Annotated in this window: 27 protein-coding genes and 1 tRNA gene; 10 read left to right on the top strand and 18 right to left on the bottom strand. The window is 44.6% G+C overall.

Features of this window, described 5'->3' with window-relative positions:
- Window positions 1–7: 7 nt before the first annotated feature.
- The 10 genes from IQ209_RS07985 to IQ209_RS07940 are packed head-to-tail and all read right to left on the bottom strand — an operon-like array spanning window position 8 to window position 8774.
- Window positions 8–793 (bottom strand): cobalt-precorrin-6A reductase, encoded by a 786-nt coding sequence (locus IQ209_RS07985; RefSeq protein WP_193850630.1) that lies wholly within the window; start codon window positions 791–793, stop codon window positions 8–10.
- Window positions 790–1515, bottom strand: coding sequence for a precorrin-3B C(17)-methyltransferase (locus IQ209_RS07980; RefSeq protein ID WP_189759941.1), 726 nt, complete (start codon window positions 1513–1515; stop codon window positions 790–792). Before IQ209_RS07980 ends, IQ209_RS07985 begins: the two co-directional genes overlap by 4 nt.
- Window positions 1509–2639 carry a cobalt-precorrin 5A hydrolase gene (gene cbiG / locus IQ209_RS07975; protein ID WP_370588410.1) on the bottom strand — a complete coding sequence of 377 codons (1131 nt, stop codon included), beginning with the start codon at window positions 2637–2639 and terminating at the stop codon, window positions 1509–1511. The genes IQ209_RS07980 and cbiG overlap by 7 nt, the downstream gene beginning before the upstream one ends.
- Window positions 2620–3426, bottom strand: a complete 807-nt coding sequence (locus IQ209_RS07970; RefSeq protein ID WP_370588409.1) for a cobalt-precorrin-4 methyltransferase — start codon at window positions 3424–3426, stop codon at window positions 2620–2622. The genes cbiG and IQ209_RS07970 overlap by 20 nt, the downstream gene beginning before the upstream one ends.
- A complete protein-coding gene (locus tag IQ209_RS07965) occupies window positions 3416–4000 on the bottom strand; it encodes a decarboxylating cobalt-precorrin-6B (C(15))-methyltransferase (protein ID WP_193850626.1) in 585 nt (194 codons plus the stop codon). The genes IQ209_RS07970 and IQ209_RS07965 overlap by 11 nt, the downstream gene beginning before the upstream one ends.
- Window positions 3997–4617, bottom strand: coding sequence for a cobalt-precorrin-7 (C(5))-methyltransferase (locus IQ209_RS07960; protein WP_193850624.1), 621 nt, complete (start codon window positions 4615–4617; stop codon window positions 3997–3999). The genes IQ209_RS07965 and IQ209_RS07960 overlap by 4 nt, the downstream gene beginning before the upstream one ends.
- Window positions 4614–5777, bottom strand: a complete 1164-nt coding sequence (cbiD, locus tag IQ209_RS07955; protein WP_193850622.1) for a cobalt-precorrin-5B (C(1))-methyltransferase CbiD — start codon at window positions 5775–5777, stop codon at window positions 4614–4616. Before cbiD ends, IQ209_RS07960 begins: the two co-directional genes overlap by 4 nt.
- Window positions 5770–6411, bottom strand: coding sequence for a cobalt-precorrin-8 methylmutase (locus tag IQ209_RS07950; protein WP_193850620.1), 642 nt, complete (start codon window positions 6409–6411; stop codon window positions 5770–5772). Before IQ209_RS07950 ends, cbiD begins: the two co-directional genes overlap by 8 nt.
- A gap of 12 nt (window positions 6412–6423) precedes the next feature.
- Complete coding sequence (gene cbiB / locus IQ209_RS07945) at window positions 6424–7383, bottom strand: adenosylcobinamide-phosphate synthase CbiB (RefSeq protein WP_193850618.1); 960 nt, start codon at window positions 7381–7383, stop codon at window positions 6424–6426.
- Complete coding sequence (locus IQ209_RS07940; protein ID WP_193850617.1) at window positions 7380–8774, bottom strand: cobyrinate a,c-diamide synthase; 1395 nt, start codon at window positions 8772–8774, stop codon at window positions 7380–7382. Before IQ209_RS07940 ends, cbiB begins: the two co-directional genes overlap by 4 nt.
- An 868-nt stretch (window positions 8775–9642) precedes the next feature.
- Between IQ209_RS07940 and cobA the strand changes: the two genes are divergently transcribed.
- The 9 genes from cobA to IQ209_RS07890 all read left to right on the top strand — a co-directional run bounded on the left by cobA (window position 9643) and on the right by IQ209_RS07890 (window position 17070).
- A complete protein-coding gene (gene cobA / locus IQ209_RS07935; protein ID WP_193850615.1) occupies window positions 9643–10404 on the top strand; it encodes a uroporphyrinogen-III C-methyltransferase in 762 nt (253 codons plus the stop codon).
- Window positions 10397–11470 carry a threonine-phosphate decarboxylase CobD gene (cobD, locus tag IQ209_RS07930; RefSeq protein WP_193850613.1) on the top strand — a complete coding sequence of 358 codons (1074 nt, stop codon included), beginning with the start codon at window positions 10397–10399 and terminating at the stop codon, window positions 11468–11470. The genes cobA and cobD overlap by 8 nt, the downstream gene beginning before the upstream one ends.
- Window positions 11463–12323, top strand: a complete 861-nt coding sequence (locus tag IQ209_RS07925; RefSeq protein ID WP_193850611.1) for a GHMP kinase — start codon at window positions 11463–11465, stop codon at window positions 12321–12323. Before cobD ends, IQ209_RS07925 begins: the two co-directional genes overlap by 8 nt.
- 66 nt (window positions 12324–12389) lie before the next feature.
- The gene (locus IQ209_RS07920) at window positions 12390–12743 is read left to right on the top strand and encodes a tRNA-binding protein (RefSeq protein ID WP_193850609.1); all 354 of its coding nucleotides are present in this window, start codon (window positions 12390–12392) and stop codon (window positions 12741–12743) included.
- A 30-nt stretch (window positions 12744–12773) separates the two neighbouring features.
- Complete coding sequence (locus IQ209_RS07915; RefSeq protein ID WP_193850607.1) at window positions 12774–13175, top strand: VOC family protein; 402 nt, start codon at window positions 12774–12776, stop codon at window positions 13173–13175.
- 473 nt (window positions 13176–13648) lie between these two features.
- Window positions 13649–14074: a JHE-like toxin PirA gene (locus tag IQ209_RS07910; RefSeq protein ID WP_193850605.1), complete on the top strand. Its 426-nt coding sequence runs from the start codon at window positions 13649–13651 to the stop codon at window positions 14072–14074.
- 78 nt (window positions 14075–14152) lie between these two features.
- Window positions 14153–15430: an insecticidal delta-endotoxin Cry8Ea1 family protein gene (locus tag IQ209_RS07905; RefSeq protein ID WP_193850603.1), complete on the top strand. Its 1278-nt coding sequence runs from the start codon at window positions 14153–14155 to the stop codon at window positions 15428–15430.
- A gap of 547 nt (window positions 15431–15977) precedes the next feature.
- The gene (locus IQ209_RS07895) at window positions 15978–16844 is read left to right on the top strand and encodes a DUF817 domain-containing protein (protein ID WP_193850601.1); all 867 of its coding nucleotides are present in this window, start codon (window positions 15978–15980) and stop codon (window positions 16842–16844) included.
- Between the two features lie 94 nt (window positions 16845–16938).
- Entirely contained in the window at window positions 16939–17070 is a 132-nt protein-coding gene (locus tag IQ209_RS07890; RefSeq protein ID WP_193850599.1) for a CbrC family protein, read from the top strand.
- 124 nt (window positions 17071–17194) lie between these two features.
- Here IQ209_RS07890 and IQ209_RS07885 read toward each other — a convergent pair.
- The 6 genes from IQ209_RS07885 to xerD all read right to left on the bottom strand — a co-directional run bounded on the left by IQ209_RS07885 (window position 17195) and on the right by xerD (window position 23665).
- Window positions 17195–17263: transfer RNA gene (locus IQ209_RS07885), tRNA-Gly, on the bottom strand.
- A 172-nt stretch (window positions 17264–17435) separates the two neighbouring features.
- A complete protein-coding gene (lysS, locus tag IQ209_RS07880; RefSeq protein WP_193850597.1) occupies window positions 17436–18956 on the bottom strand; it encodes a lysine--tRNA ligase in 1521 nt (506 codons plus the stop codon).
- A 9-nt stretch (window positions 18957–18965) separates the two neighbouring features.
- A protein-coding gene (prfB, locus tag IQ209_RS07875; RefSeq protein WP_193850595.1) for a peptide chain release factor 2 occupies window positions 18966–20064 on the bottom strand; the annotation gives its coding sequence in 2 pieces (ribosomal slippage) (window positions 18966–19988 and window positions 19990–20064; 1098 coding nt in all).
- 135 nt (window positions 20065–20199) lie between these two features.
- Window positions 20200–21933, bottom strand: coding sequence for a single-stranded-DNA-specific exonuclease RecJ (recJ, locus tag IQ209_RS07870; protein ID WP_193850593.1), 1734 nt, complete (start codon window positions 21931–21933; stop codon window positions 20200–20202).
- A 70-nt stretch (window positions 21934–22003) separates the two neighbouring features.
- Complete coding sequence (gene dsbC / locus IQ209_RS07865) at window positions 22004–22705, bottom strand: bifunctional protein-disulfide isomerase/oxidoreductase DsbC (protein WP_193850590.1); 702 nt, start codon at window positions 22703–22705, stop codon at window positions 22004–22006.
- 33 nt (window positions 22706–22738) lie between these two features.
- Window positions 22739–23665, bottom strand: coding sequence for a site-specific tyrosine recombinase XerD (gene xerD, locus IQ209_RS07860; RefSeq protein WP_193850588.1), 927 nt, complete (start codon window positions 23663–23665; stop codon window positions 22739–22741).
- A 125-nt stretch (window positions 23666–23790) separates the two neighbouring features.
- On the opposite strand from xerD, the gene fldB reads away from it, so the two are divergent.
- Window positions 23791–24309: a flavodoxin FldB gene (fldB, locus tag IQ209_RS07855; protein ID WP_193850687.1), complete on the top strand. Its 519-nt coding sequence runs from the start codon at window positions 23791–23793 to the stop codon at window positions 24307–24309.
- A 6-nt stretch (window positions 24310–24315) separates the two neighbouring features.
- Here fldB and IQ209_RS07850 read toward each other — a convergent pair whose 3' ends face one another.
- Together IQ209_RS07850 and sdhE are read right to left on the bottom strand one after the other, a co-directional pair.
- On the bottom strand, window positions 24316–24756 hold the full coding sequence (locus tag IQ209_RS07850) for a protein YgfX (protein WP_193850586.1): 441 nt from the start codon (window positions 24754–24756) through the stop codon (window positions 24316–24318).
- Window positions 24737–25003 carry an FAD assembly factor SdhE gene (gene sdhE / locus IQ209_RS07845; protein WP_099131649.1) on the bottom strand — a complete coding sequence of 89 codons (267 nt, stop codon included), beginning with the start codon at window positions 25001–25003 and terminating at the stop codon, window positions 24737–24739. The genes IQ209_RS07850 and sdhE overlap by 20 nt, the downstream gene beginning before the upstream one ends.
- Window positions 25004–25090: the final 87 nt, after the last annotated feature.

Genomic DNA, 25090 nt, shown 5'->3' with positions numbered 1-25090 from the left:
GGTTTATTTACGTACCAAAATTCGCCAATAACTGTGACATCTCGTCCAATCCATTGGCCTGCGTGATCCCTTCTCCGGTAAATTGCTGCCCTGGGCGACAGAGCACAATGCAGGGCAGCCCAAGGGAAAGGCAAGGCTCCACTTTTTCCCTGAATCCTCCTTGCTCACCAGACTCTTTGGTAATGACGACTTCTGCCTGACAAAATTGGTAAAATGCCCGATTGAAATCGGCACTGAATGGCCCTTTCAGGGCAAAAATCTGATCAACTGACAAACCACAAGATTCACACAGAGCCAAAACTTCTGCGGTGGGCAATACACGGGCCAGTACGGTTTTTCCCGGCAGGTGTGCCACATAGTCGGTCAATTGCTTACTGCCGGTTGTCAGCAAAATACGGGTTGCCAAACTGCTTGCTATTTCACACGCCTGCTTAATGGTTGCCACTTTATAGATAAGGGGATGTTCAATAGCATCAATATCGCTGGGACGAATATAACGAATAAGAGGGATACCTAGCTTTTGGCAAGCATCGACAATGTTTTGGCTCAGCCGTTCAGCATAAGGATGGGACGCATCAATGACCATTTTCGTCCCTCGCTTTCGCAAATATTCGGCCATCTCTTCGGCTTCCATCCTGCCGGTAACAATTTCACCGCGAACCCCCATCGCCTGCTGTGCCCCCGTCGGCGTTGCCACTGATAAGCCATAATCTATTCCGGCAATATCCATCATCACACAAATCTGGCGGGCATCGCTCGTACCGCCAAAAATGTGAATCAATGGCCGTTTCATAACTTATACCCTCTCGGCGTGATCATCAGCCCATCACGGATATACGTTGACTGGTTGCCCACTATCACCAGACTGCGCATATCAACACGGGAAAAATCCATTGAGCCAAAAGTCGTCAGCCATTTATCTTCCTGTTTGCGCCCTGCCGCTTTCACCACACCAACGGGCGTTTCTGGTGATTTCCACGGCGCCATCAAGGAAAATGCCCGTGCCAAATGTTCTTCCCGTCCACGACTGCGCGGATTATAGAAACAGACCACAAAATCGGCTTCTGCCGCAGCCTGAACCCGCTTTTCAATAACCTCCCACGGGGTGAGCAGATCACTTAGGCTGATATGACAAAAATCATGCATCAATGGTGCACCAAGCAAGGCAGCGCAAGCCGTACTTGCCGTCACTCCCGCCACCAGCCGAACGTCTACATTGCGCTTTTGCTGGCTGACCAATTCCAAAATCAAGCCTGCCATACCATAAATACCCGCATCACCACTACAAACTACCGCCACATTTTTACCCTGTTCGGCCAGCTCAATGGCTGTCTGGCAACGTTCAATCTCTTTGCACATGCCAGTTTTGATAACTTCTTTATCGCCTACCAGTGGTTTCACCAGATGGGTATAGGTTTTATAACCCACCACGATGTCAGCTGCTTTCAATGCCGCAATCGCCTCCTGCGTCATCATGGCTTCACTGCCGGGACCAATTCCAATGACCGTTAACATGGATGCAATACTCCTAATGTGATGGTGACGCCCTGCTCACGCAGGGTATGGCCAACCAGGTGCCCCTGACTCATTAGCCAGGCCACAGGTTGGGAGACACAGCCTATGCCCACTGTTTTTCGGACAAATTCAGAAACCGGAAATGTCTGTTCACACTGAGCAAGCTGATTAACAGAGAAGATTTGGTATGGAATTTGGCGTTCTTGTGCCAATTGAATTAACGCCGGTTCATTTTTTTTCAGTTCAACACTGCCGACGGCTTTTAACGCCAAAGATTCAAGGTTATGTTCTGCCAGATGGCTATCTAATAATTCGGCGAGCCGCTCCGCTTCCACGCCCCGCCGGCAACCAATGCCTGCAACAATACGGCAGGGGATTAATTTAAACGTCGGGATTGCCAGTGCCAGATTTGTCCGTTCATAGCTGATGTATACCAGAGCATCCAGCTCAGGCCGCTCTTCCAGAGAGTCAACAGGAATAAACCCACGCGTGTCATAGCGATCTTTTTCATCACTTAAGTTCGGGTGCCACCATATTCCTACCCGCTTGCCATTAACCAGCATTTGGTTAACGGTTTTGACATTCGTCCGGAAATTCTCCATTGTTCCATCAATTTCTTGCGATAACAGATCCAATGCGGCAACCTGGTTAACATCGGTTGCAGTGGTGATCACCGCCTGACCATCGAGAATATCTGCAATCTGTTGTGCCAGTTTATTCGCGCCTCCCATATGTCCCGATAATAAACTGATAGCAAATTGTCCTTTTTCATCCAATACGACGACCGCTGGATCAGTCATTTTGTCCTTGAGCAAAGGAGCGATAATCCGAATGGCAATCCCCGTCGCGCCAACCATGATCAACGCACCATATTGAGTGAATACCTTGCGTACCGTATTGGCAAAACCGCCTTCAAATGCCTTGAACCCGTTACCGCCATTTATAACGTCACTTGCCACCAATTCCGGGGAAGTGAAACAATCCACCGCCAGATGGGTTCGCAAACGACGAGCCAATGCCATTCCCCCTTCTGTCAGGCAAAACAAGGCATATTCTTTGTTAGGTGACATTATTTTAGGTAACTCAGTCTTAGATAAGATTAAGTTAGGCGCTACGGTATTCATGGCTGAACCTCGCATCGTACAATTTCGAGTAGTGATACTCTTCGCCAAGAAAAGCCCCTACCAGGATCAAGGCCGTCTTACGGATGCCGGCGCTGCGTACCTGTTCAGCAATCGTCGCTAATGTTCCCCGCACTATCTGGCAATCCGGCCAGGTTGCCTTGTAAACCACCGCAACCGGGGTTTCCTGTCCATATCCTCCCTGAATCAACCGAGCCACAACCTCTGTTATGTTTTGTACCGAAAGGAAGATCGCCATTGAAGTTTGGTGAGCAGCGAAGGCTTCCAACGTTTCCCGTGGCGGCATTGGCGTTCTGCCTTCCATACGAGTAATAATCAAACTTTGCGTGATTTCGGGCACGGTGTACTCCACGCCCAACTGTGCAGCTGCGCCAAGAAACGAACTCACTCCGGGCACAGAGACAAAACCAATAGCATGATTTGCCAGTTCTTCGGCCTGTTCACGTATGGAGCCAAACAGCGATAAATCCCCCGTTTGCAGGCGCACCACCAATTTGCCCGCTTTCACGCCATTCACCATCAATTCCGTGATTTCCGCTAACGTCAATCTCGCGCTGTCATGGCATTCGGCATCTGCACGGCAATAATCCAGTAACTCCCGATTAACCAGCGAGCCGGCATAAATCACCACGTGCGCCTGACGTAATAATTGATAGCCTTTGAGGGTAATCAGGCTCTTATCTCCTGGCCCCGCACCAACAAACCAGACTTTTTCAGGATCAAAACTGACGTTATCTATCGGTTCAGCGTTAATATATTCAGGCATCATCCCGCTCCTTTTGCTCAGACTCTTTCTGGCAGGACAGTAAATAAGTGGGATTGTTGGGTTTGAAATAATGTCCTTGCCCTAGTGCCGTCAGTTCTCCCACCTGAATTTCACGCCCATCAAGCGCTGTCACCCAACAGGATTTCAGGTGCGATAATGCTTGCGTGAAGTTTTCCAGCAGGATAAAAGTCATGACTAAACGTCCACCTGAGTTCAGGTGCAATAATGCCCAATCAATGATTTCTGTCAGATACCCTCCCGTTCCACCAATGAAAATAGCATCCGCGGTGTTGTCCAATGGAATAGGGGCAATACCAGACTGGATACGAACCCGATGGCAGCCAAAATGCCGAATATTTTCAGCAAGCAATAACAGGGCCTCTTCCTTGCGTTCGATGGCAAGAATATCCAATGCGGGATAGCGCAAGGCCGCTTCAATACTGACGCTACCTGTACCTGCACCAACATCGATAAAACGGTGGGCTTTTTCCAGTTCCAATCGTTCCAATGCCAGCGCCCTAACGGCTTCTTTGGTCATGGGGATGCGATGACCGCGCAAAAACAGTTCATCTTTCATTCAGGTTCACCATTTAAAATCACCACTGCATTCAGGCCATAATCAATGTCGCCGCGTTGCACAACCTGTTCCGCCTGCAAACAAATAATTTGTTCATGTTCATGGGATAAATTTTTACCAATCACCATGCGCCGTTTCTGCCCGCGTGCCAGAATTTCTTGCGCAATCTGGTAAGGACCAATAACGTCATCCGTTACCATGGCGATTTTTTCGTGTTGCAGTAGCCAATCAAAATCCGGTTTGCGCCCGTGGCTGCTGGTGAGATAAATGTCGTTCATATCCAGCAAAATTTGGGCGCATAAATATTGGATTGAACTGATGCCGGAGATAATGCGGGTATTTTGTCCAGAAAAATGCTCAGTGATCCGTTTACCGATGCCATAAAAGAGAGGATCACCCGAAGCCAGCACAATAATTTGCCGATGCTGATTCTGTTCAAGCCACTGCATCAATCCATCCACATCAGCATCCAAACGGCGGGTTTCTCCGTTGAAATGGGGAAATTCGGCGAGATGGCGCTTTCCTCCGACCAACACTTCGGCCTGTCTGATCGCCTCCAACGCCGCCAGTGTTTGGTTTGCAACGGCACCGGGGCCAATACCAACAACGGTAATCATCGGCAATCCTCCATGAAATCCTTCACTATCGAGTCCACAGGCCGGTTGCAGCCCAAGATCTGGTTATCAAAAGAGAAGAGAATGGCATCACACTGCGGTTTACCACTGGCGAAACGTAGCATTTGGTCAATACGCCCACAGATTTTCTGGGCAATTTGTTGGTACACGGCCTGCCAGCCCTGTTCTGCAATCAACTCAATGGCCGCTTCGGTGGTATCACATTGATCCACGGCCTGAATTAGTTCGAAAGGTGCTCCTATCAAGGCCAGATTGGCAATCAACGTTTCCATGCGACCATCAGCAATATGGCTGTGGGTATGAAAAATACCGGCAGCGATTTTCACCAACTTGCCGACATGTCCTACCAGAACGATATGGCGGAACTCCAGACGCACGGCTTCTTGCAACATATAACCGACAAAGTTACTCATTGTGACGACATAATTCGCATTAATACCCAACTGCTGGCTGACAAAACGTTCACCGTGATTTCCCGGTACAAAAATAATGCGATCCAGCCCATCGGCACGTTTGGCTTCTAATTCCAGCGCCAAAGAACGTTTCCAGCTCTCTTCCGACATCGGCGTCACAATGCCAGTCGTACCAATAACCGAAATGCCGCCCTTAATCCCCAATCTGTCGTTATAGGTTTTCTTCGCCCGTTCCTCGCCTTCAGGGGCAAAGATGACGATATCTGCCCCACGGTGTGGACCGATGACCTCCCGTACCGCTTCTTCAATGGTATGTCGTGGGGTTTTATTAATGGCTGCCCAGCCAATCGGCAAACCCACCCCCACTCGCGTTACCCTGCCAATGCCTTCACCGCCATCCAGTGTGATCACGCCGCTGTTATTCAGGGAGACACGGGCAAAAATCAACATACCGTGAGTTGCATCCACATCATCGCCACCATCTTTACGGATAGCGGCAACCGCCTGCTGTCCTTCAATCAAGGGCTGTTCGACATTCAAGGCCAGGGTGACACCAGAAGGCGTGACAATAGAAACCTGATGAATAATCTGCTGACGCAAGATCATCAATGCAGCAACCCTGGCAGCGGCTGTGGCACAGGACCCCGTGGTGTAGCCCTTGCGATACTGCTTGCCCCGATGCCAAACCGTTCCGAGACCATTAGCTTGTGTATCACTGATTTCATTCATGCCTGACCTCCGGCATCCGATACAGAATGGCGTTGATAATGGCGGCAGCAATATTACTGCCCCCTTTACGCCCTTTTGCTGCAATGCAATTTAACCCGCTATTGATCAGGACATTTTTTGACTCTTCTGCGCCGACAAACCCAACAGGCACCCCAACGACGGCAATCGGGGCAACTTGATGTTCCATCAAACGAAACAACGCAGTCGGGGCGTTGCCAAAGACAAAAATCTTCTCCCCCGCTTCTTGCAAGGCCAGATCGACTGCTGCCATTGAACGTGTGATTTGCTGGGCTTTTGCCATTTGTATGGCGCGGGGATCGCTGACATAACAACGGCATTTGCTGCCATACTGAGCCAAGCGCGTTTTATTGATGCCAGATAGCGCCATTGTCGTATCGGTATATAACGTACAGCCACGCAAAATACCGTCGCTAATGTGGCGAAAAATATCCGGGGAAAAATAGAGAATATCAAGCCAGTCAAAATCAGCGGTGGTATGGATCACCCGTTTGATCACGGCTTCTTGATCCGCGTCCACAAAACGATAATCAGGCCACGATTCAAAAATAAGCTGGCTGATAATGTCAAAGCTATTTCTTTCGATCTGTTGAGGTTGTCGGATGTAATCGCTCATGCTGTTCCCTCCTTATACCGTCACACTGACCAGACTATGCAGCAGCGCAAACAGCAGGAGTGCTATCACGGATGCCACCACCATCATCTGAACAGACTGTGGGATATCATCAGGCGTGACTTCACGCCTTGCATCACCAATCCACGGCTTTTCGACAAGCTGATTAAAGTAGACATTCGGCCCGCCAAGACGGATGCCCAATGCCCCTGCCACAGTTGCTTCCGGCCAGCCACTATTGGGGCTACTGTGTTGGTAGCGATCACGCCAGCCAATGCGTAGCGCCTGCCTATAATCCAATCCCTGCCATTTCGCGGCCATTGCCAGTAAAAGCCAGCCCAAACGGGCAGGCAGCCAATTCGCCACATCATCCATACGTGCCGAAAACATCCCCAGTGCCCGATAGTGAGACGTTTTATAGCCCACCATTGAATCGAGGGTATTGATTGCCTTATAAGCCATGGCAAGTGGAACACCACCAAGCATTAAGAAGAACAATGGAGCAATCACGCCATCCACGCTGTTTTCTGCCACGGTTTCAATCGCGGCACGGCTGATTTGTGGTGTTTGCAATTGGCCAGTGTCCCGACCGACAATTTTGCCAAGCTGTTGACGGCTGGCCGCTAAATCTCCCTGACGCAATGCCTGATAAACAGCGTTTGCCGCATCGCCTAAGCCACGCCCTGCCAACACGGTATAAATCAGCCAAACTTCAACCAAACATCCCAGCCAGAACGTCACGCCATAAGCCAATTGCAAAACCCAATAGCTCGCCAGCCAGACACTCCCTACAACCACCAGCCATAACAGTACACCGCCCCATTTCAAGTCGGTTTCAGTTTGGCAAATCCGGCGAATAAGTTGCTCAATTCGGTTGATAAGTTGCCCCATCCAACGCACGGGGTGCGGCCAATGGGGAGGATCACCCAATTTCATATCCAGAATAAAAGCCGCAAACCACAATAAGACGGTCATAACAGCCTCCGTGCCATCATCAGCCAACGCCGGAGCAAATGGGGGCGTTGAGCAAAATGAATATGCAGATAGCTCGCCAGGGTATTGCCATTCTGGTAACCACCCAGCCAGCTTTTCTGCACTGTTTTTAAGGTTTCTTTTGGATCAGACCATTTAACACACTGAAAAACGGGGGATTGGGCCGTGATAAAATCTGAATAATGGAATTCATGCCCGCGTAACGTTTCCCCTTTCGCTACTAAAGGCGTATCACACAACGCCATGGCTTCGCAGTAACCAAAACGTTTCAGGTGCTCTCCCATCTGGCTTTCACCGGCAATCAACCCTACCATGCCATGTCGTACACTATCTGCATCAATCAGGGCATCGCCGAGATACATCAAACCGCCGCATTCCGCATAAATGGGAATGCCTTTTTGCTGCGCCTGACGTAATGCCGTATGCATAGCGTGATTGCAAGACAGAGCCTGAGCATAAATCTCAGGGTATCCACCCCCCAAATAGATCATCTGGCATTCAGGTAACCGATGATCATGCAGGGGACTAAACCGTTTGATAGTCACACCCGTTCTTTCCAACAACAACAGGTTATCAGGATAATAAAAGTGGAATGCCTCATCTTCTGCCAGAGCCAGCGTTAAGCCTTGCCCCATCACAGGATCAACAAGGGAATCAATATTGCCTTTTGGCAAGGAAGATAGCTGGGTTAATGCCAGCAGCTTATCCAAATCCACTGAGGCTTCGATCTGCTGAGCCAGGCGAATCCAGCATTCTTCGCGTTGGCTGACTTGCTCTTGTGCAGAGATCAGCCCGAGATGGCGGGAAGGAAGGGTAATCTCTGGCATCAACGGCAACCGCCCCAAAACAGGAATACCGCAATAGCCTTCAATTGCCTGCTTTAATAACTGAAAATGGCTATCCCGATTAACGCGATTGATCAGCACGCCCACAATATTGACTTCTGGATCAAATTGCTGAAATCCCATCACGGTAGCGGCTATTGAGGTGGAAACCGCCTTCCCATCTACCAATAAAACTACTGGACAACCAAGTTGCTTTGCCATTGCCGCACTACTGCAATAATTGGGATCAGTACCATAGCCATCATATAACCCCATAACCCCTTCAATTACGGCAATATCTTGATCAGCCATAGCCTGGTTAAATAAACCATTCAGGATGAATTCGGGTAGCATAAAAGCATCAAGATTACGTGAAGCGACGCCCGTCACAGCACGATGCCAGCCACCATCCAGATAATCAGGCCCGATTTTAAACGGCTGTACCCGCAATGAACGGTTCATCAAGGCTCGCATGATGCCGAGAGCAACGGTGGTTTTACCACAGCCGCTACCTGTACCTGCAATGACAAAAGCATGTTTCTGTTGCATGTGCTTACCCCAAAACATTTAAATTCTGTATTGGTGTTAAAATCGGTATTAGTTTTAAATCTGCAACGCAGATTCTCATTCATTGATATTTATCAAATAAACGTCTTTTAGTTCATTTTCGACAAAACAATTAATATTCCATGAATAACGTAGATATCCGCAACCCTTTATCTCGTAACAAATAAGCAACTTAACAAAAAGCATTATCACAATATTAATTTCGCATAAAAATAAAATGGAGAAATAAATTTATTTTCAAAATACACACTTTTCATTTTTATAAAAACACCCTTTATTATTTTTGTGATCTTGTTCATGATTATGAATCCTTAAACACTGTTTTTATTTCAAACAAAATAAAAATTAATACACAACTACAAACCCAGTAATTAACAATTTATCATAACTTATTGAATTGATTAAAAACTACATACAAACCCAACTTCGGGGTGCGTGTTATATTTCCCCGCGCAACGGGGGGAATATAAGGCCTCAATACGTCTTGTGGATTGCAACTTGCGTTTATCAAGTATAAAACCAAAGTCATTGATGTGATAAAAGAATTTATATAGGAAAATATTTTCAACAGGCAATAAAATTCAATTTGAAAATAATTCATAATTAAGAATGCGAATATTGACATAAATCAATTTTACTTATCCCACATTAAAGCAATAATGATAAAAAATTGAAATAGACATAATAGCGCTCATAAAAACAAGAATAAATCACCCATAAAGCAATAAAGAAAAAGCATAAGGCAGAATAAACAGCCCTTTATAAAAATAAAAACAGAGCCTCACCATCCTGATGAAAATATATTTTTCCCTTTGATGATTTATATTTTAATTCCATAGGAGGTAATCCAATGAATAAAGGTAATGTATGGTTAGTGGGAGCCGGTCCTGGTGATGCAGGTTTAATTACGGTTAAAGGGCTGCACTGTATCCGATCTGCGGATGTCATTGTCCATGACCGTCTCGTCAATCCTGAACTTATTGCCCAGGTACCAGACCACTGTGAAATTATTAATGTTGGGAAAGAACATGATTTCCATCCCATCCCACAAGAAGAGATTAATCAAATTCTAGTCAGACATGCGCAGGCGGGAAAACGGGTTGTTCGCTTAAAAGGCGGTGATCCCTATGTTTTCGGCCGTGGAGGGGAAGAGGCGGAAGTGCTGGCACAACATGGCATCAAATTTGAAGTCATTCCGGGGATCAGTTCCTCAATTGGCGGATTAGCCTCTGCCGGGATTCCCATTACCCACCGCAATTATGCATCGAGTTTCCACGTTGTGACTGGACACACTTCTCAAGGCAATGAACAACAGAATTGGGAGATACTCGCCCAATTGGAAGGAACATTGGTTATTCTAATGGGGATGACCCGCCTGATGGAGATCTGCCAACAATTGATACTCTATGGTAAACCTCCCACAACACCTGCTGCGGTGATCATGTATGCCAGCCACCCCACACAAGAGAGCGTGATAGGCACACTGGAAACCCTGGCTGCAAAAGCGGAAGAGAAGAACTTACATGCACCCGCATTGATTGTGGTTGGTGATGTCGTCAATTTAGGGACAAGGCTCTCCTTCCCCCCACTTACGGAGCAATACCATGAGTGAACATGGCGGCAATATCATCGGTATTGCCCAGCAATATGGTCTTCCAGCCAACGAGCTGATTGATTTCAGTGCTAATATTAATCCGTTAGGTGCACCAAAACGGGTTAAGGCGTTGATCAAAAATAGTCTTGCCGACATCGAAAAGTACCCAGATGTGGAATATCGCCACTTGCATCAGGCGATCGCAGAGGCCCATCAATGCGATTACAACTCAGTAATCGCAGGCAATGGTGCAACAGAACTGATCTATGCCATCACCCGTTATCTCAATCCTAAGCGCGCCTTGCTCCTTATCCCAGGATTTGCTGAATATCGACGAGCTTTGCAGCAAATTGGCACAGAAATTATCGACTATCCATTAACAGAGGAAGCCGGATTTCAACCTGATTTACGCCTGCTGAATACGCTTTCTACAATTCAACCCAATTGCGTTTTTATCGCTACGCCCAATAATCCTACCGGATTAATGCCGGACCATCCGTTTATGCAATCGCTAGTGGAATATTGTGAACGACAAGGGATCTCATTGATTGTCGATGAATCCTTTATTGATTTTCTCCCTGATAACCGAGGGTTGATTCCGCAATTGGCTGTCACTAAGCATCTTTATGTATTACGTTCAATGACCAAATTCTTTGCCATTCCCGGATTACGTTTGGGCTATTTAATCAGCGGAAATATCGCAGGGATTGCAGAGATGAAAAATCGGCGTGAACCGTGGTCAATGAATGCCTTTGCTGCGCGGGTTGGAGAAATTTTGTTTGATGAACATGACTATATTGCTGCAACACATCAATGGCTAACATCGCAGCAACATTATCTATGGACCCAGCTTTTAACTTTCCCAGAACTGACTGTCTGGCCGCCATCGGCTAATTTTCTGTTCTTCCGTTGTCATAAGCCCAATGTTGATTTATGGCATTCTTTACTTAAATATCGGTTGTTAATTCGCCATTGTAAAAATTATGTCGGGTTAGACGAACGTTACTATCGCATAGCCGTGCGCAGTGAGTGGGAAAATCAGCGCCTAATTGCAGCGATGCAACAGGTTTTTGCCTATGGCTGAAGCCTCTTGTCCCGCTTCCTGTGGAGAGCTGCTACAAGGATGGCTGTTTGGAGGAGAAAAGTTAATCTCCTGCCCAATCAATTGGTTCAGCTGTGTTTCCGTCAGCGAAGGGATCCCTATACCACATGAACGGCCACGTATGCGCCAAATGGTGAATTTACTGCTGAATTACTGGCAGGAACCCCCAGAATTGACTGCTGGCTTGCGTATTGAATATCAATCGACAATTCCAATCGCCAAAGGCATGGCCAGCAGCACAGCGGATATTGCTGCTACCGCCCAGGCCACCGCCAGATTATTGGGTAAGTCACTGGAAAGCACGGAGCTAGCACAACTCTGTGTCAAACTGGAACCCACTGACAGTACGATATTCGAACGATTAACCTTGTTTGATCATCTCACCGCCCAAACGCAAATTCCCTTCGATTGGCAACCGAATATCGATATTTTGCTATTGGAAAGCCCGCAAACCATTTTGACAGAAGAATATCACCAACAGGATCATCACGCACAATGGCGGGAGAATGCTCCTTTATTCCAACAAGCATGGTGGCAATTTCGTACCGCGAACCAACGACATGACTACTACCGCCTTGGGGAAGCTTGCACATTAAGCGCCATCGCCAGCCAATCGATACTACCGAAACCCTGTTTTGATCAACTGCGGGATTTGGTTGAGCAAACGGGTATCTATGGCCTGAACGTTGCCCATAGTGGCAGTGTCGTCGGCCTGTTATTCGACTCACATCGCCATGATGTCAATTACCTACGCTGGTGGCTGCATCAAAAGAAAATTTCTGAGCACTATCCAAAAACTCACCAGGTTAAACTCATTGCGGGGGGTGTTCGCTGAAATCTATACATATCTTCACATTTTCCTTATTATAAATAACATAATTTAAACAATGAATTAAACCCTATGGAAAATACAACTCTGACACCCGCTACAATTGACGCTTTCATATCACTCGACGTTCGCATTGGCAAAATTATCAAAGCAGAAAAAAACGAGAAAGCTATTAAACCCGCTTATAAACTTTATATCGATTTTGGTAGTGACATCGGCGAGAAACAGAGCTCTGCCCAGATATGCCAAAACTACACAGCCGAACAATTAATCGGTAAGCAAATACTGGCAGTAGTGAATTTTCCCCCAAGGCGCGTGGCGGGGTTTAAATCTGAAGTTTTGGTTTTAGCCGCAGTTTGTGACGAACAAGGAACTGTCCTTATCCAGCCAGAAAAAAATGTGAAATTAGGCACCCGAATGTTGTAATTTTTTGAGTCGTAAAATAACAGGAATACCATGAGAACACAGAAAAGATGTATGGGTTACGTCGCTATCGTTGTAGATGATTATGATAGAGCTATCGATTATTACACCAATAAATTGGGATTTACATTGGTAGAAGATACGCCACAGCCAGGAAAAAGATGGGTTGTTGTCACGCCAAACCCGGAAAGTGACTGTAACTTACTGCTGGCAAGAGCCTCTAACGAAAAACAAGAAGCATTTATTGGTAACCAATGTGGCGGACGGGTGTTCTTGTTCCTGCAATCTGATGACTTTTGGCGTGATTATTACAAAATGAAAGAAAATGGCGTCCATTTTTGTGAGGAACCCCGTCAGGAAGAATACGGCATGGTCGTCGTTTTTGAAGACATTTATGGAAACCGTTGGGATTTATATCAGAATGCGGTTGCTTAGAGAGCACTTATAAATATGAATATTAGCCCAATTATATTGGGCTATATTTAATTATATTAATACTTATTTATAGAAGTAAACTGACATTATTAATGAAAACTCTGTTTATATCTTGCATCAACAAATTCGTCAGCATTATTTAAAATAGAAATACTATCACTTACCCACCCCCATTAATAAATGTTAATCACATCTACACACTAACAATAGCATTTCAATAAGCAGTATAATTTTTAAACCAAACTTACATTTTTTATATTTTATCCTGCCATGCCAATATGTTTAGAATATCCGCGGTCATAATATATAGATTCACTTTCAATAATAAAATATCAACTGTAAGGAGAAATCTGCCATAATTATAAATAATCACATATTATAACTACAGTAAATATGCTGTAAAACAATAACCAAAATATTAAAATCAACACAAAACTATATTTTAACCAACCTTTAAAATAGGATAACATCTTATGAACACAATCAATATAAATATAAGCAGTAGTAACGTTACAGTCATAAGTAATAATGATTCTAATCCTGAGCCACTAACTTATAATACAAACACACCAGCATCAGACCCTCCTACCGTCAGCCCTTATAAGGATATGACAATAGAGCCACACTCTTCTATTGAAGCCACAAGAACTGACACACCTATTATTCCCGAAACACGCCCCAATTACTATGTAGCCAATTCTGGCCCCGCATCGTCAGTCAGGGCTGTTTTTTATTGGTCTCATTCTTTCACATCAGAATGGTTCGAATATTCTGCTATCACAGTGAAAGCCGGGGAAGACGGCATATTACAATCACCAAGCAATTCTTTATATTACAGCAAAGTTGTCATTTATAACGATACAGATAAACGAGCCTTTGTTACTGGATATAATAAGTAACAATATGAAAAAACATTTATAACTAATAAGTTTTAATTTAATAACTATTTAACTAAGGAATTAAGGTAAAATAAAATCATGAATACCACACCGATTAATGTATCTAAAAATGAAATATTGCCTGTACCAACCGATATTATGCTTATAGCGCCTTATACCACCTCTACCCCCGATTATGAATGGGATATGTCATCAATTATAAAGGATGCCATTATTGGTGGCGTAGGGTTTATTCCAGGAGCAGGTCCCGCAATGTCCTTCCTGTTAGGGCTATTTTGGCCTCAACAGAAAGATAATACCTGGGAGCAAATTCTCCAAAAAGTAGAGCAAATGATAGAGAATGCCGTTCTACAAACTATTAAAGGAATACTTAATGGAGATATACAAGAGATCAAAGGGAAAATGGAACATGTGCAATATATGCTGGAAACCTCGCCTGGCAGTCAAGAAAGCCATGATGCATATATGTTCCTGGCGAGATATCTGGTGAGTATAGATGAAAAATTCAAGTCTTTTGATAATAAAACAAACTACCAGATTCTGCCAATGTACACTAACACGGTTATGTTACAGATTCCTTATTGGAAAATGGGAATAGAGAAGAAAAATGATATTGGGCTGACAGATATTGAAGTCAATGAGTTAAAACAACTTATCGACAAATTGGTTGACAAAGCCAAGAACTACATCCATATGATGTATACCAATGAATATAACGATGCCATAAACACATCAACAGCAGCAAGTGTCACTAATAATTTATTGTCTGTAAGAGGATATTGTTTATTACACGGTTTAGAGTGTATTGAGTTAATTGAACATCTACAAAATAATAGCCTGGAAAGTGGTTTCAATCCTAAAACTATCAGTTATTCAACCGTATTTGATCGTCCTACTAATAAGACGAGAATTCAGGCCCTGACAGAAGACGATCAAATGCAGGAACCCTTCAAGCCATCTTTGATTGACGGTAAATACAATAAAATAAAATCGTTACTTGGTTACGTACGAAGAATTGGGAATGCCCCTAGAGTGGGTGGTATTAAAATCACATTTGCCAACGGCTCATCCTATACACTCGGCACAGTAACATCAGAAACGAGTTCAATTGAACTCAATGATAGTGTTATCGAAAGGCTGGAAGTATGGGGCAATGGCGCTGTTGATGAGGCGTTATTTACGTTAAGTGATGGGCGTCAACTCAGAGTTGGTGAGCGCTACGCGACAAAATACAGAAAATATGCTGTTGATGGTCACTATATTGCAGGGCTGTACTTAGCCAGCGATGAACCTTCACTTGCCGGTCAAGCCGCAGGTATTGCCGTTTCATACCATCTGTTAGCTGATCAAAAATAATACCGACTAATGGAATTTAAGTTGTAGATCAGCTCCCCTGGTGACATAGCTAATTATGTAGCCAGGGGTAATTTTTTCTCGTCATATACTCCAGTTTCACCTCGCCATGAAAATCAACAAATCATAAAAACCAAACATATGTTTGTAGTTTCCATAAATCAATCCAACACGCTGTTTTAAAAGAAATTATAACAGGATAAAAGTTAGAAGGCATGAAACTGAAAGAAAGTGTTCGCTTTGCACAGCAATGTTCAGCATTAACACTCTCTTCGGAAAATATTGAGATACTTCCTAAGAACCGTATGTATTTTTGAACGACAAAATTAGAACCACCTGATATATGGAACTGGATTCATCATTCCTATCACACCTGTCAGGCTGAAAGTAAAAAGCAAATTGTTGATCTCCCGATGAATAATTCAGATATTCGTGATACCGTCCTGGCATTACATATCAACATTAATGCTATTTCTTGCTAGAATCTGCGGCGTGAAATCGGCATTATCATAATGAATTAACAACAAATAAGACCAACAGGGTTAATTAAATGGAAAGTATGTGCCAGAAACTAAATATTCTGCGTAGAGTTGATAACTTTTTAATGGATCATAAGCCCAATAACAGCACAGGTATTAAGCGATTTATTTTAGAATTTCTTTTCTTTGGATTGATTAATGCACGCTCGTGCTTATTTGCAAGTTTCTTTTTTTTGGCTTTATTTTTGGTTCCTGCAAAAGGCATCCTGGGTATACCCCGCTATGATGTACTATTAGTATTTGCAGTAACCTTTCAAGTATTTCTAATACAGTCAAAACTCGAAACATGGGATGAATTGAAAGCGATCTGTGTCTTCCACTTAGTTGGTTTTATGATGGAACTATTTAAAACGTCAGCATCTATTAGTTCATGGCAATACCCTGATGCTGCGTTTACTAAGCTTTGGGGTGTCCCACTATTTACAGGTTTTATGTATGCGGCCGTGGGGAGTTACATTATACAGTCATGGCGCTTTTTTAAGGTACGGATTGAGCATTACCCACCGTATTGGATGGCAACGCTGGTGGCAGTGGCAATTTATATTAATTTCTTTAGTCATCACTATATTGATGATTATCGCTGGTATTTAACTGCTTTTATTTTCGGTTTATATGCACGTGGTACTGTTTTTTATACGCCGTTGGATAAAGAACGCAGAATGCCTCTCTTACTTGCTTTTATACTGATTGGTTTTTTTATTTGGTTGGCGGAAAACTTCGGTACTTTCTTTGGGATCTGGCAATACCCGAATCAATTAGGCGCTTGGTCTGTTGTTCATGCAGGAAAATGGGGAGCATGGTCATTATTGGTGGTTGTGACCTTTACGATTGTCGTTCACCTTAAACATATCAAAGCAAATGTGGCAATTGCCCGTTAATGTAGAAATAGCCCTTTTTGATGCATAACGGTATGAAACGATATCATCATCGGGAAATCAGGATCTAAATATATAACCTACAAAAGGAACCAATATGGCACTGAATAAAAAAGCATTACCCGTTTTCAAATATCATCCAGACCCCATTGGAACAGAGGCTTTTTCTACCGATAAAACGGTTAAATGTGATTGTTGCCATCATCCGCATAATAACTATTTTGGTTGATATTTCCGTCTGGGTTGACCATTTCAAAAACCGGAATGACGGGTTGATTCAGCTAAGAGAGAGTAACAAAGACATTAATCTATTGATTTAATTGTATTTTATAATTGACTATAAGAAAAGTGTATTGAGTGAAGGGAATCGAACCCTCGTATAGAGCTTGGGAAGCTCTCGTTCTACCATTGAACTACACTCGCATCAACGAAGTGATGGCGTTAAATATATACCTCATACTGAATCTCAGCAAGTAGTATATCGTTAATATTCGTCTATATTTCAATCAGTTGTTTAAGCTTTTTTGATGTATGTAAAAAAGCGCTGTCCGGTTAACCGGACAGCGCTTTTAGCTGGTTTTAATCAAAAAATGATTATTTATGCGTATGCGGACGCATTGCCGGGAACAGGATAACATCACGGATAGTGTGGCTGTCAGTAAACAACATCACCATACGGTCGATACCAATCCCTAAGCCTGCTGTTGGCGGCAAGCCGTGCTCCAACGCAGTAATGTAGTCTTCATCGTAGAACATCGCTTCGTCATCACCCTGATCTTTCTGGCGAACCTGCTCAGCAAAACGTTCAGCTTGATCTTCCGCGTCGTTCAGCTCCGAGAAGCCATTACCAATTTCACGGCCACCAATGAAGAATTCAAAACGATCAGTAATGAATGGGTTATCATCGTTACGGCGTGCCAACGGAGAAACTTCTGCCGGATATTCTGTAATGAATGTCGGCTGAATCAGGTGGCTTTCCGCGGTTTCTTCAAAGATTTCACACTGAACACGGCCTAATCCCCAACCCTTTTCAACGTCAATACCCAAGGATTTCGCGATAGCAACCGCTTTGTCCATATCATCCAAATCTGCCATGTTGGTTTCTGGACGATATTTGCAGATCGCTTCTTTCATGCTCATCTTGGCAAAAGGCTGACCAAAATCGAATTCCTGTTCGCCGTATTTCACCGATGTTGTACCCAATACTTCTTGAGTCAGGGTACGGAACAGTTCTTCGGTCAATACGATCAGATCCTGATAATCCGCGTAAGCCATGTAGAGTTCCATCATAGTGAACTCTGGGTTGTGGCGCGGAGAAACACCTTCATTACGGAAGTTGCGGTTAATTTCGAAAACACGCTCAAAACCACCGACGACTAAACGTTTCAGGTACAGTTCTGGCGCAATACGCAGGTACATGTCGATATCCAACGCGTTATGGTGCGTAATGAATGGACGCGCACTTGCACCACCAGGGATCGCCTGCATCATTGGCGTTTCAACTTCCATAAAACCTTTTTGGATCATGAAGCTGCGTAATGCCGACATCACACGGGAACGGATCTGGAATGCCTTGCGTGATTCATCGTTCGCGATCAAATCCAAATAACGCTGACGATAGCGAGTTTCCTGATCCGCCAAGCCGTGGAATTTATCCGGCAGTGGACGCAATGCCTTAGTCAGCAAACGCAACTCAGTACAATGGATAGAAAGTTCACCCGTTTGAGTTTTGAACAGCTTACCGCGTGCGCCTAAAATGTCACCCAAATCCCATTTCTTGAACTGAGTGTTGTAAATACCTTCCGGCAGATCATCACGGGAAACATAGATCTGAATGCGTCCCCCCATGTCTTGCAGGGTGGCAAAAGAAGCCTTACCCATGATGCGACGAGTCATCATACGACCAGCAACGGTCACTTCGATGTCAAGCTCTTCCAGTTCTTCCTTGGTCTTGTCATCGTATTGAGTATGCAGATCTACGGAAATGTTTTCGCGACGAAAATCATTTGGGAAAGCAATACCGTTGCTGCGCAGGGCAGCCAGTTTTTCACGGCGCGTTTTCAGTTCGTTATTTAAATCAGGAGCCTGTTCAGCGCCTTGTTGTTGTTGTGACATTTTAGTTCCTCACAGGCCAGCTTTTAAGCTTGCTTCAATGAATTTGTCCAGATCCCCATCCAGCACAGATTGTGTATTGCGGGTTTCTACACCAGTACGCAAATCTTTAATCCGGGAATCATCCAAAACGTAAGAGCGAATCTGACTGCCCCAACCGATGTCCGATTTGTTATCTTCCATCGCTTGCTTATCTGCATTCTTCTTCTGCATTTCCAGTTCGTACAGTTTCGCTTTCAACTGTTTCATCGCCTGGTCTTTGTTTTTATGCTGAGAACGGTCTGTCTGGCATTGGGTTACAACACCCGTCGGTACGTGGGTGATACGTACTGCAGATTCGGTTTTGTTAACGTGCTGACCACCCGCACCAGAGGCACGGTATACATCAATGCGTAAATCAGCCGGATTGATTTCGATATCAATATCATCATCCACTTCTGGGTAGATAAAGGCAGAGCTGAATGATGTGTGACGACGACCACCTGAATCAAAAGGACTTTTACGTACTAAGCGATGAACGCCCGTTTCTGTACGCAACCAACCGTAAGCATATTCACCCATGATCTTGATAGTGGCAGATTTCAAACCAGCAACGTCACCATCAGACTCTTCAATAATCTCTGTCTTAAAGCCTTTGGATTCTGCCCAACGCAGGTACATACGCATCAACATGCTGGCCCAATCTTGTGCTTCTGTACCGCCGGATCCTGCCTGAAGATCCAGATAGCAGTTTGCGCTGTCATATTGGCCAGAAAACATGCGACGGAATTCCAGTTGGCCCAGCTTCTCTTCCAGCTGTTCCAACTCAACGACGGCTTCATTGAAGGTTTCTTCGTCATCAGCTTCAACGGCCAATTCCAGCAGGCCGCTCACATCTTCCAATCCCTGGGTCAGCTGATCAATGGTTTCTACGATGCTTTCAAGTGATGAACGCTCTTTACCCAACGCCTGTGCCCGTTCCGGTTCATTCCAGACATCAGGCTGTTCGAGTTCAGCATTGACTTCTTCTAAACGTTCTTTCTTGGCATCATAGTCAAAGATACCCCCTCAGAACTGCTGTCCGCTCAGACAGGTCCTGAATGTGATTTTTTACCGGATTAATTTCAAACATATTTTGTGTCTTATACGTTGTGTATTATGAATAAATGATGGTCGCATGGATATTTTCGAACCGTGCATTGTAACGGATCTATCAAGGGGTTTATAGCCTTCATCTTTTAAATGCAACTCGAAAAGCTAAGTTCATTCAATAGGGCCAAATATGCTGGATCAAAAGCTGAACATCGCGATTACCACGAAATTCGTTAATATCCAATTTATAAGCTAATTCTACCGTTTTGATACTGTTATCCGGCCAGCAACTGACATCAATATTAAATGCAATGCCATCTAACATTGGCCCACCATTTAAGGGTTCAAGCATGACTTTCAGGTGCTTTTCACCCACGATGCGCTGTTGCAGTAGCTTGAATTTGCCGTCAAAAACCGGTTCCGCAAATGCCTGCCCCCACGGGCCACCATCACGCAGAATTTCAGCAACTTCCAGCGATAATTCTTCCAATGCTAATTCACCGTCGCTCCAGATCACCCCTTCAAGTTGAGCTATATCCATCCAGTCTGCTACCAGTTCGGAGAAATAGCGCTGAAAGAGGTCAAATTTGTCTTGTTCAATCGACAATCCCGCTGCCATCGCATGACCACCAAATTTCAACATCAGTCCTGGGTGCAGAGTATCAAGACGTTCAAGTGCATCTCGCATATGTAAGCCATTTACGGAACGCCCTGAGCCTTTCAAAGTGCCATCCCCCGCCGGAGCAAAAGCAATGACTGGGCGATGAAAACGCTCTTTAATACGTGATGCTAAAATACCCACAACTCCCTGATGCCATTCGGGATGGTAAATGGCTAATCCGTAAGGTAGTTGGGTATGCGTTCGCTCGATTTTATCGCAAATTTGCAAGGCCTCCTGCTGCATACCTTGTTCGATTTCCCGACGGGTTTGGTTCAGGCCATCCAACTCGCAAGCAATCTGACGGGCTTGCGCCATGTCATCAGTCAGTAATAATGCCACCCCAACGGACATATCATCCAGACGTCCGGCGGCATTTAATCGTGGCCCCAACGCAAACCCCAAATCACTGGCGGCCAATTTTGTCGCTTCCCGTTTGGAAACTTCGAGCAGCGCCCGTATTCCCGCACAGCAACGCCCTGCCCGAATGCGATTGAGTCCTTGATATACCAGAATGCGATTATTGGTATCAAGGGGAACCACGTCAGCCACTGTACCTAATGCCACTAAATCCAGCAGCTCCGCCAAATTGGGTAATGGAATACCTTGTTGCTCAAACCATGCCAGTTTGCGCAATTCAGCCCTGAGTGCAGACATCAGATAAAATGTAACACCAACCCCTGCTAAGGCCTTAGAAGGGAAAACGCAGTCAGCTAAATTAGGATTGATAATGGCATCTGCGGCTGGCAGTGTTTCGCCCGGTAAATGGTGATCAGTGACGATCACTTTGATGCCATGTTGATGTGCCGCAGCGACACCATCATGGGATGAGATCCCATTATCCACGGTAATAATCAGATCCGCGCTTCTTTTGATAACTTCATCAACCACCTGAATGCTTAATCCATAACCATCTTCAAAACGGTTTGGCACAAGATAATCAAGGTTGCGATATCCCATTGCCCGCAAAGCGCGGATACTCAAAGCGGTACTGGTTGCTCCATCTGCATCAAAATCGCCAACAATCACGATATGCCAATGTTCATGTAATGCAGTGACCAACAAGGCAACAGCCTGCTCAATACCATTGAGGGATTGGTAATTGAGAAGTCCCTTTGCACTACGCTCCAGTTCATCTGCTTGACGTATGCCACGCATAGCATATAAACGGCGCAATAACGGATGGATATTGTTGGGAAGATGGCCAGGGTCCGCCACCAGTCGGCGGCGGAGTTGTATTTCTCTACTCACAGTTTCTTATTCACTGATTTTTTATTCACAAGTTTTTATATTTACTGAATGGGAACATGAACGATTTCAATTAGTCGCCATGATGTTCCAACGCAGCCAGTAAATCTTTCGGTGACAAATAACCACCGAGCACACTGCCATCTTTTAGGACGATCGCCGGTGTGCCCTGAACACCAAATTGCAAGCCTAACTGATATTGTTTAGCAATATCTGCCTTACACTCTTTAATTGGGGAAATATTTTCGCCTTTGAAAGCAGCGTTCAGTGACTTATTCGGTGTTGCACTGCACCAAATAGACTGCATATCTTTAGCTGACTGGTGTTGCAAACCATAACGAGGGAACGCCAGATAACGGACAGTAATCCCCAATTCGTTGTATTCTTGCATACTCTCATGCAATTTATGGCAATAACCACAGGTAATATCAGTAAAAACAGTAACAACATGTTTTTCTTTTGGCGCTTTGTAAATAATCATTTGATTTTTCAAAGCCTCCAATTTTTTAACCAAAACTTGGTTGCTGATATTTTTGGGTACTTTGCCACTAACATCATAAAGTGGCCCCTGTAACAAGTACTTACCATCATCAGACATATAAATAATGCCATGCTCGGTTAGAATTGAACTCACACTTGGTAGTGGTGATGGAGTGATACTATCTGCCTTAATTCCCATTTTAGACAGTGTGTTATTGATAGCACTCTCATCAGCAAAGGCATTGCTGGCAATAGCAGTCAACAGTAATGAAAGGCAAAACGCGATCTTCTTCATTATTCGTTCCTTTATTTTTCACCTAATCCGCAGCTACCCACGGGGGTGATGTTGTTGATGCAGCACTTTGAGACGTTCGGTGGCTACATGGGTGTAAATCTGGGTTGTGGAGAGGTCACTATGGCCTAATAACATCTGCACAACACGTAAGTCTGCACCATGATTAAGTAAATGTGTTGCAAAAGCATGGCGTAAGACATGAGGTGACAAACGTTCAGCATCAATGCTTGCCAATACAGCATAGTGTTTGATCCGATGCCAGAACGTCTGGCGTGTCATCTGTGTTCCCCGCTTACTGGGGAAAAATACATCAGATACAGAACCATTCAATAACCACGGGCGTCCATATTCCAGATATTTTTCCAGCCAATAAACAGCCTCTTCTCCCAAAGGAACCAATCTTTCCTTATTTCCCTTACCCACAATTCTGACCACTCCCTGACGTAAGCTCACATCAGATAAGGTCAGGCCAACCAGTTCTGAAACCCGCAATCCGCAAGCATAAAGCACCTCCAGCATAGCCTTATCCCGCAATTCAATTGGTTGGTCAACTAAAGGCGCGTTAAGTAAATCTTCAACTTGTTTTTCACTTAAGTCCTTAGGCAGACGTTTAGGCAATTTAGGTGCAGATAATAATGCTGTTGGATCATCTTCCCGCATTCTTTCACGATATAGATACTGAAACAATCGTCGCATTGCGCTCAACAATCGGGCTGAACTACTGGCTTTATAACCACCATCCACTCGCTCAGCCAAAAATGATTGTAATTCTATCGACTGCACTGAAAGTAAATCATGACCATAATGCACCAACCAATTGTTCAAAGCTTGTAAATCAAGCCGATAAGAAGTCAGGGTGTTTTCGGCCAGATCTTTTTCCAGCCAGATGGTATCGAGAAATTGCTCTATCAGGGGATTAGCTGATGGGTGGTTATCTAATAGGTTATGTTTTTTTGGCATTATTTCTCTTTATTCCTCCTTTCTGTCTGCCTATCTGTGCCTTCCAATCGGGCTATTATGCCTGAAAAAGCAATTATTCTGTTACAATACCGATCTTGATATTCGAAATTCCCTGATAATTAATGATGAAAATTGGTCTCTTTTACGGCTCCAGTACCTGCTATACAGAAATGGTAGCAGAAAAAATACGCGATATACTCGGTGAAGATCTGATCGAACTACATGATGTCAAGGATTGTGATCCCCGCTTGATGGAAGAATATTCTGTCCTGATCCTCGGTATCCCTACCTGGGATTTCGGCGAATTACAGGAGGATTGGCTGACTATTTGGGATCAACTCCCCTCGTTAGATCTGGCCGGAAAAATCGTTGCTATGTATGGAATGGGCGATCAGATCGATTATGGCGAGTGGTTTCTGGATGCATTGGGAATGCTGTATCACCATCTGCTACCAACGGGTGTACAGTTTATAGGGTTTTGGCCAACAGAGGGTTATGAATTTAGCAGCCCGAAACCGCTGTCCGAAGATGGCAAACATTTTGTCGGGCTGGCTCTGGATGATGTGAACCAATTCGAACAAACAGATGAACGTTTAAGCGAATGGTGCATGCAGATATTGACTGAAATGGAAGCGCTGTTTTAGCCATCATCACCGTCCAGGGTACTGGCGCATCAATTGATTCAAATGACGCCAGGCCGCGGGCGACATACTGTCTGATGCTATCCATAACCGAACTGGCGGTGAGTAGCGCATATTTTCTGCCTGACTAAATGCATGGAGCATAACCACCATACCATAGCGATGAAACCACGGTGGCTGGGCGATGCGCCAGGCAGCTTTTTGCCAATGCACTTTGTTGCCTTTGAACAGTACCAACCTGCCCTGACATTGCCGAATATTTTTCTGGCTCCATGCCCAACTGCCTATAATGATGGCAAGCAGTGAAAACCAGAAAAATGGAAGCCAAAAACAAATACTGTTAATCGGCCAGGGTGCCAGTAAAGCAGCAATTGCGGCTGCACCATGCACGCCCGTGGAAAACAGGCGAGTATGGCGAGACGTCTTTAATTTATTGTTCCACAGGACCACGGGCTTGGTTTCTGCTCTGGATCAATTTCACCATATGGTACAGTTCATCATCTTCGGGCCGTCCATGATTCATGAGCCAATTGAAAAGATCGGGATCTGGACACTCCAGCAAACGAACGAAAATCCGTTTGTCATCATCCCCCAATGAATCATATTCATATTCAAAAAATGGCATGATAGAAATATCCAGTTCACGCATTCCACGACGACATGCCCAGTGAATACGTGCTTTATTATCAATGTCCATGTTTAAAAAGCCTCTTTATCATTTTCATTCGTGCCATTAAGACGGTAATAAGATTATTAACGATTCTGGCCTGTTTTTCATCATCTG

Source organism: Xenorhabdus sp. BG5 (assembly GCF_015163665.1).
In the GTDB taxonomy this organism is placed as follows: domain Bacteria; phylum Pseudomonadota; class Gammaproteobacteria; order Enterobacterales; family Enterobacteriaceae; genus Xenorhabdus.
The sequence above is the reverse complement of the archived record's forward strand: the minus strand, read 5'-3'. Positions and strand labels throughout refer to the sequence as shown.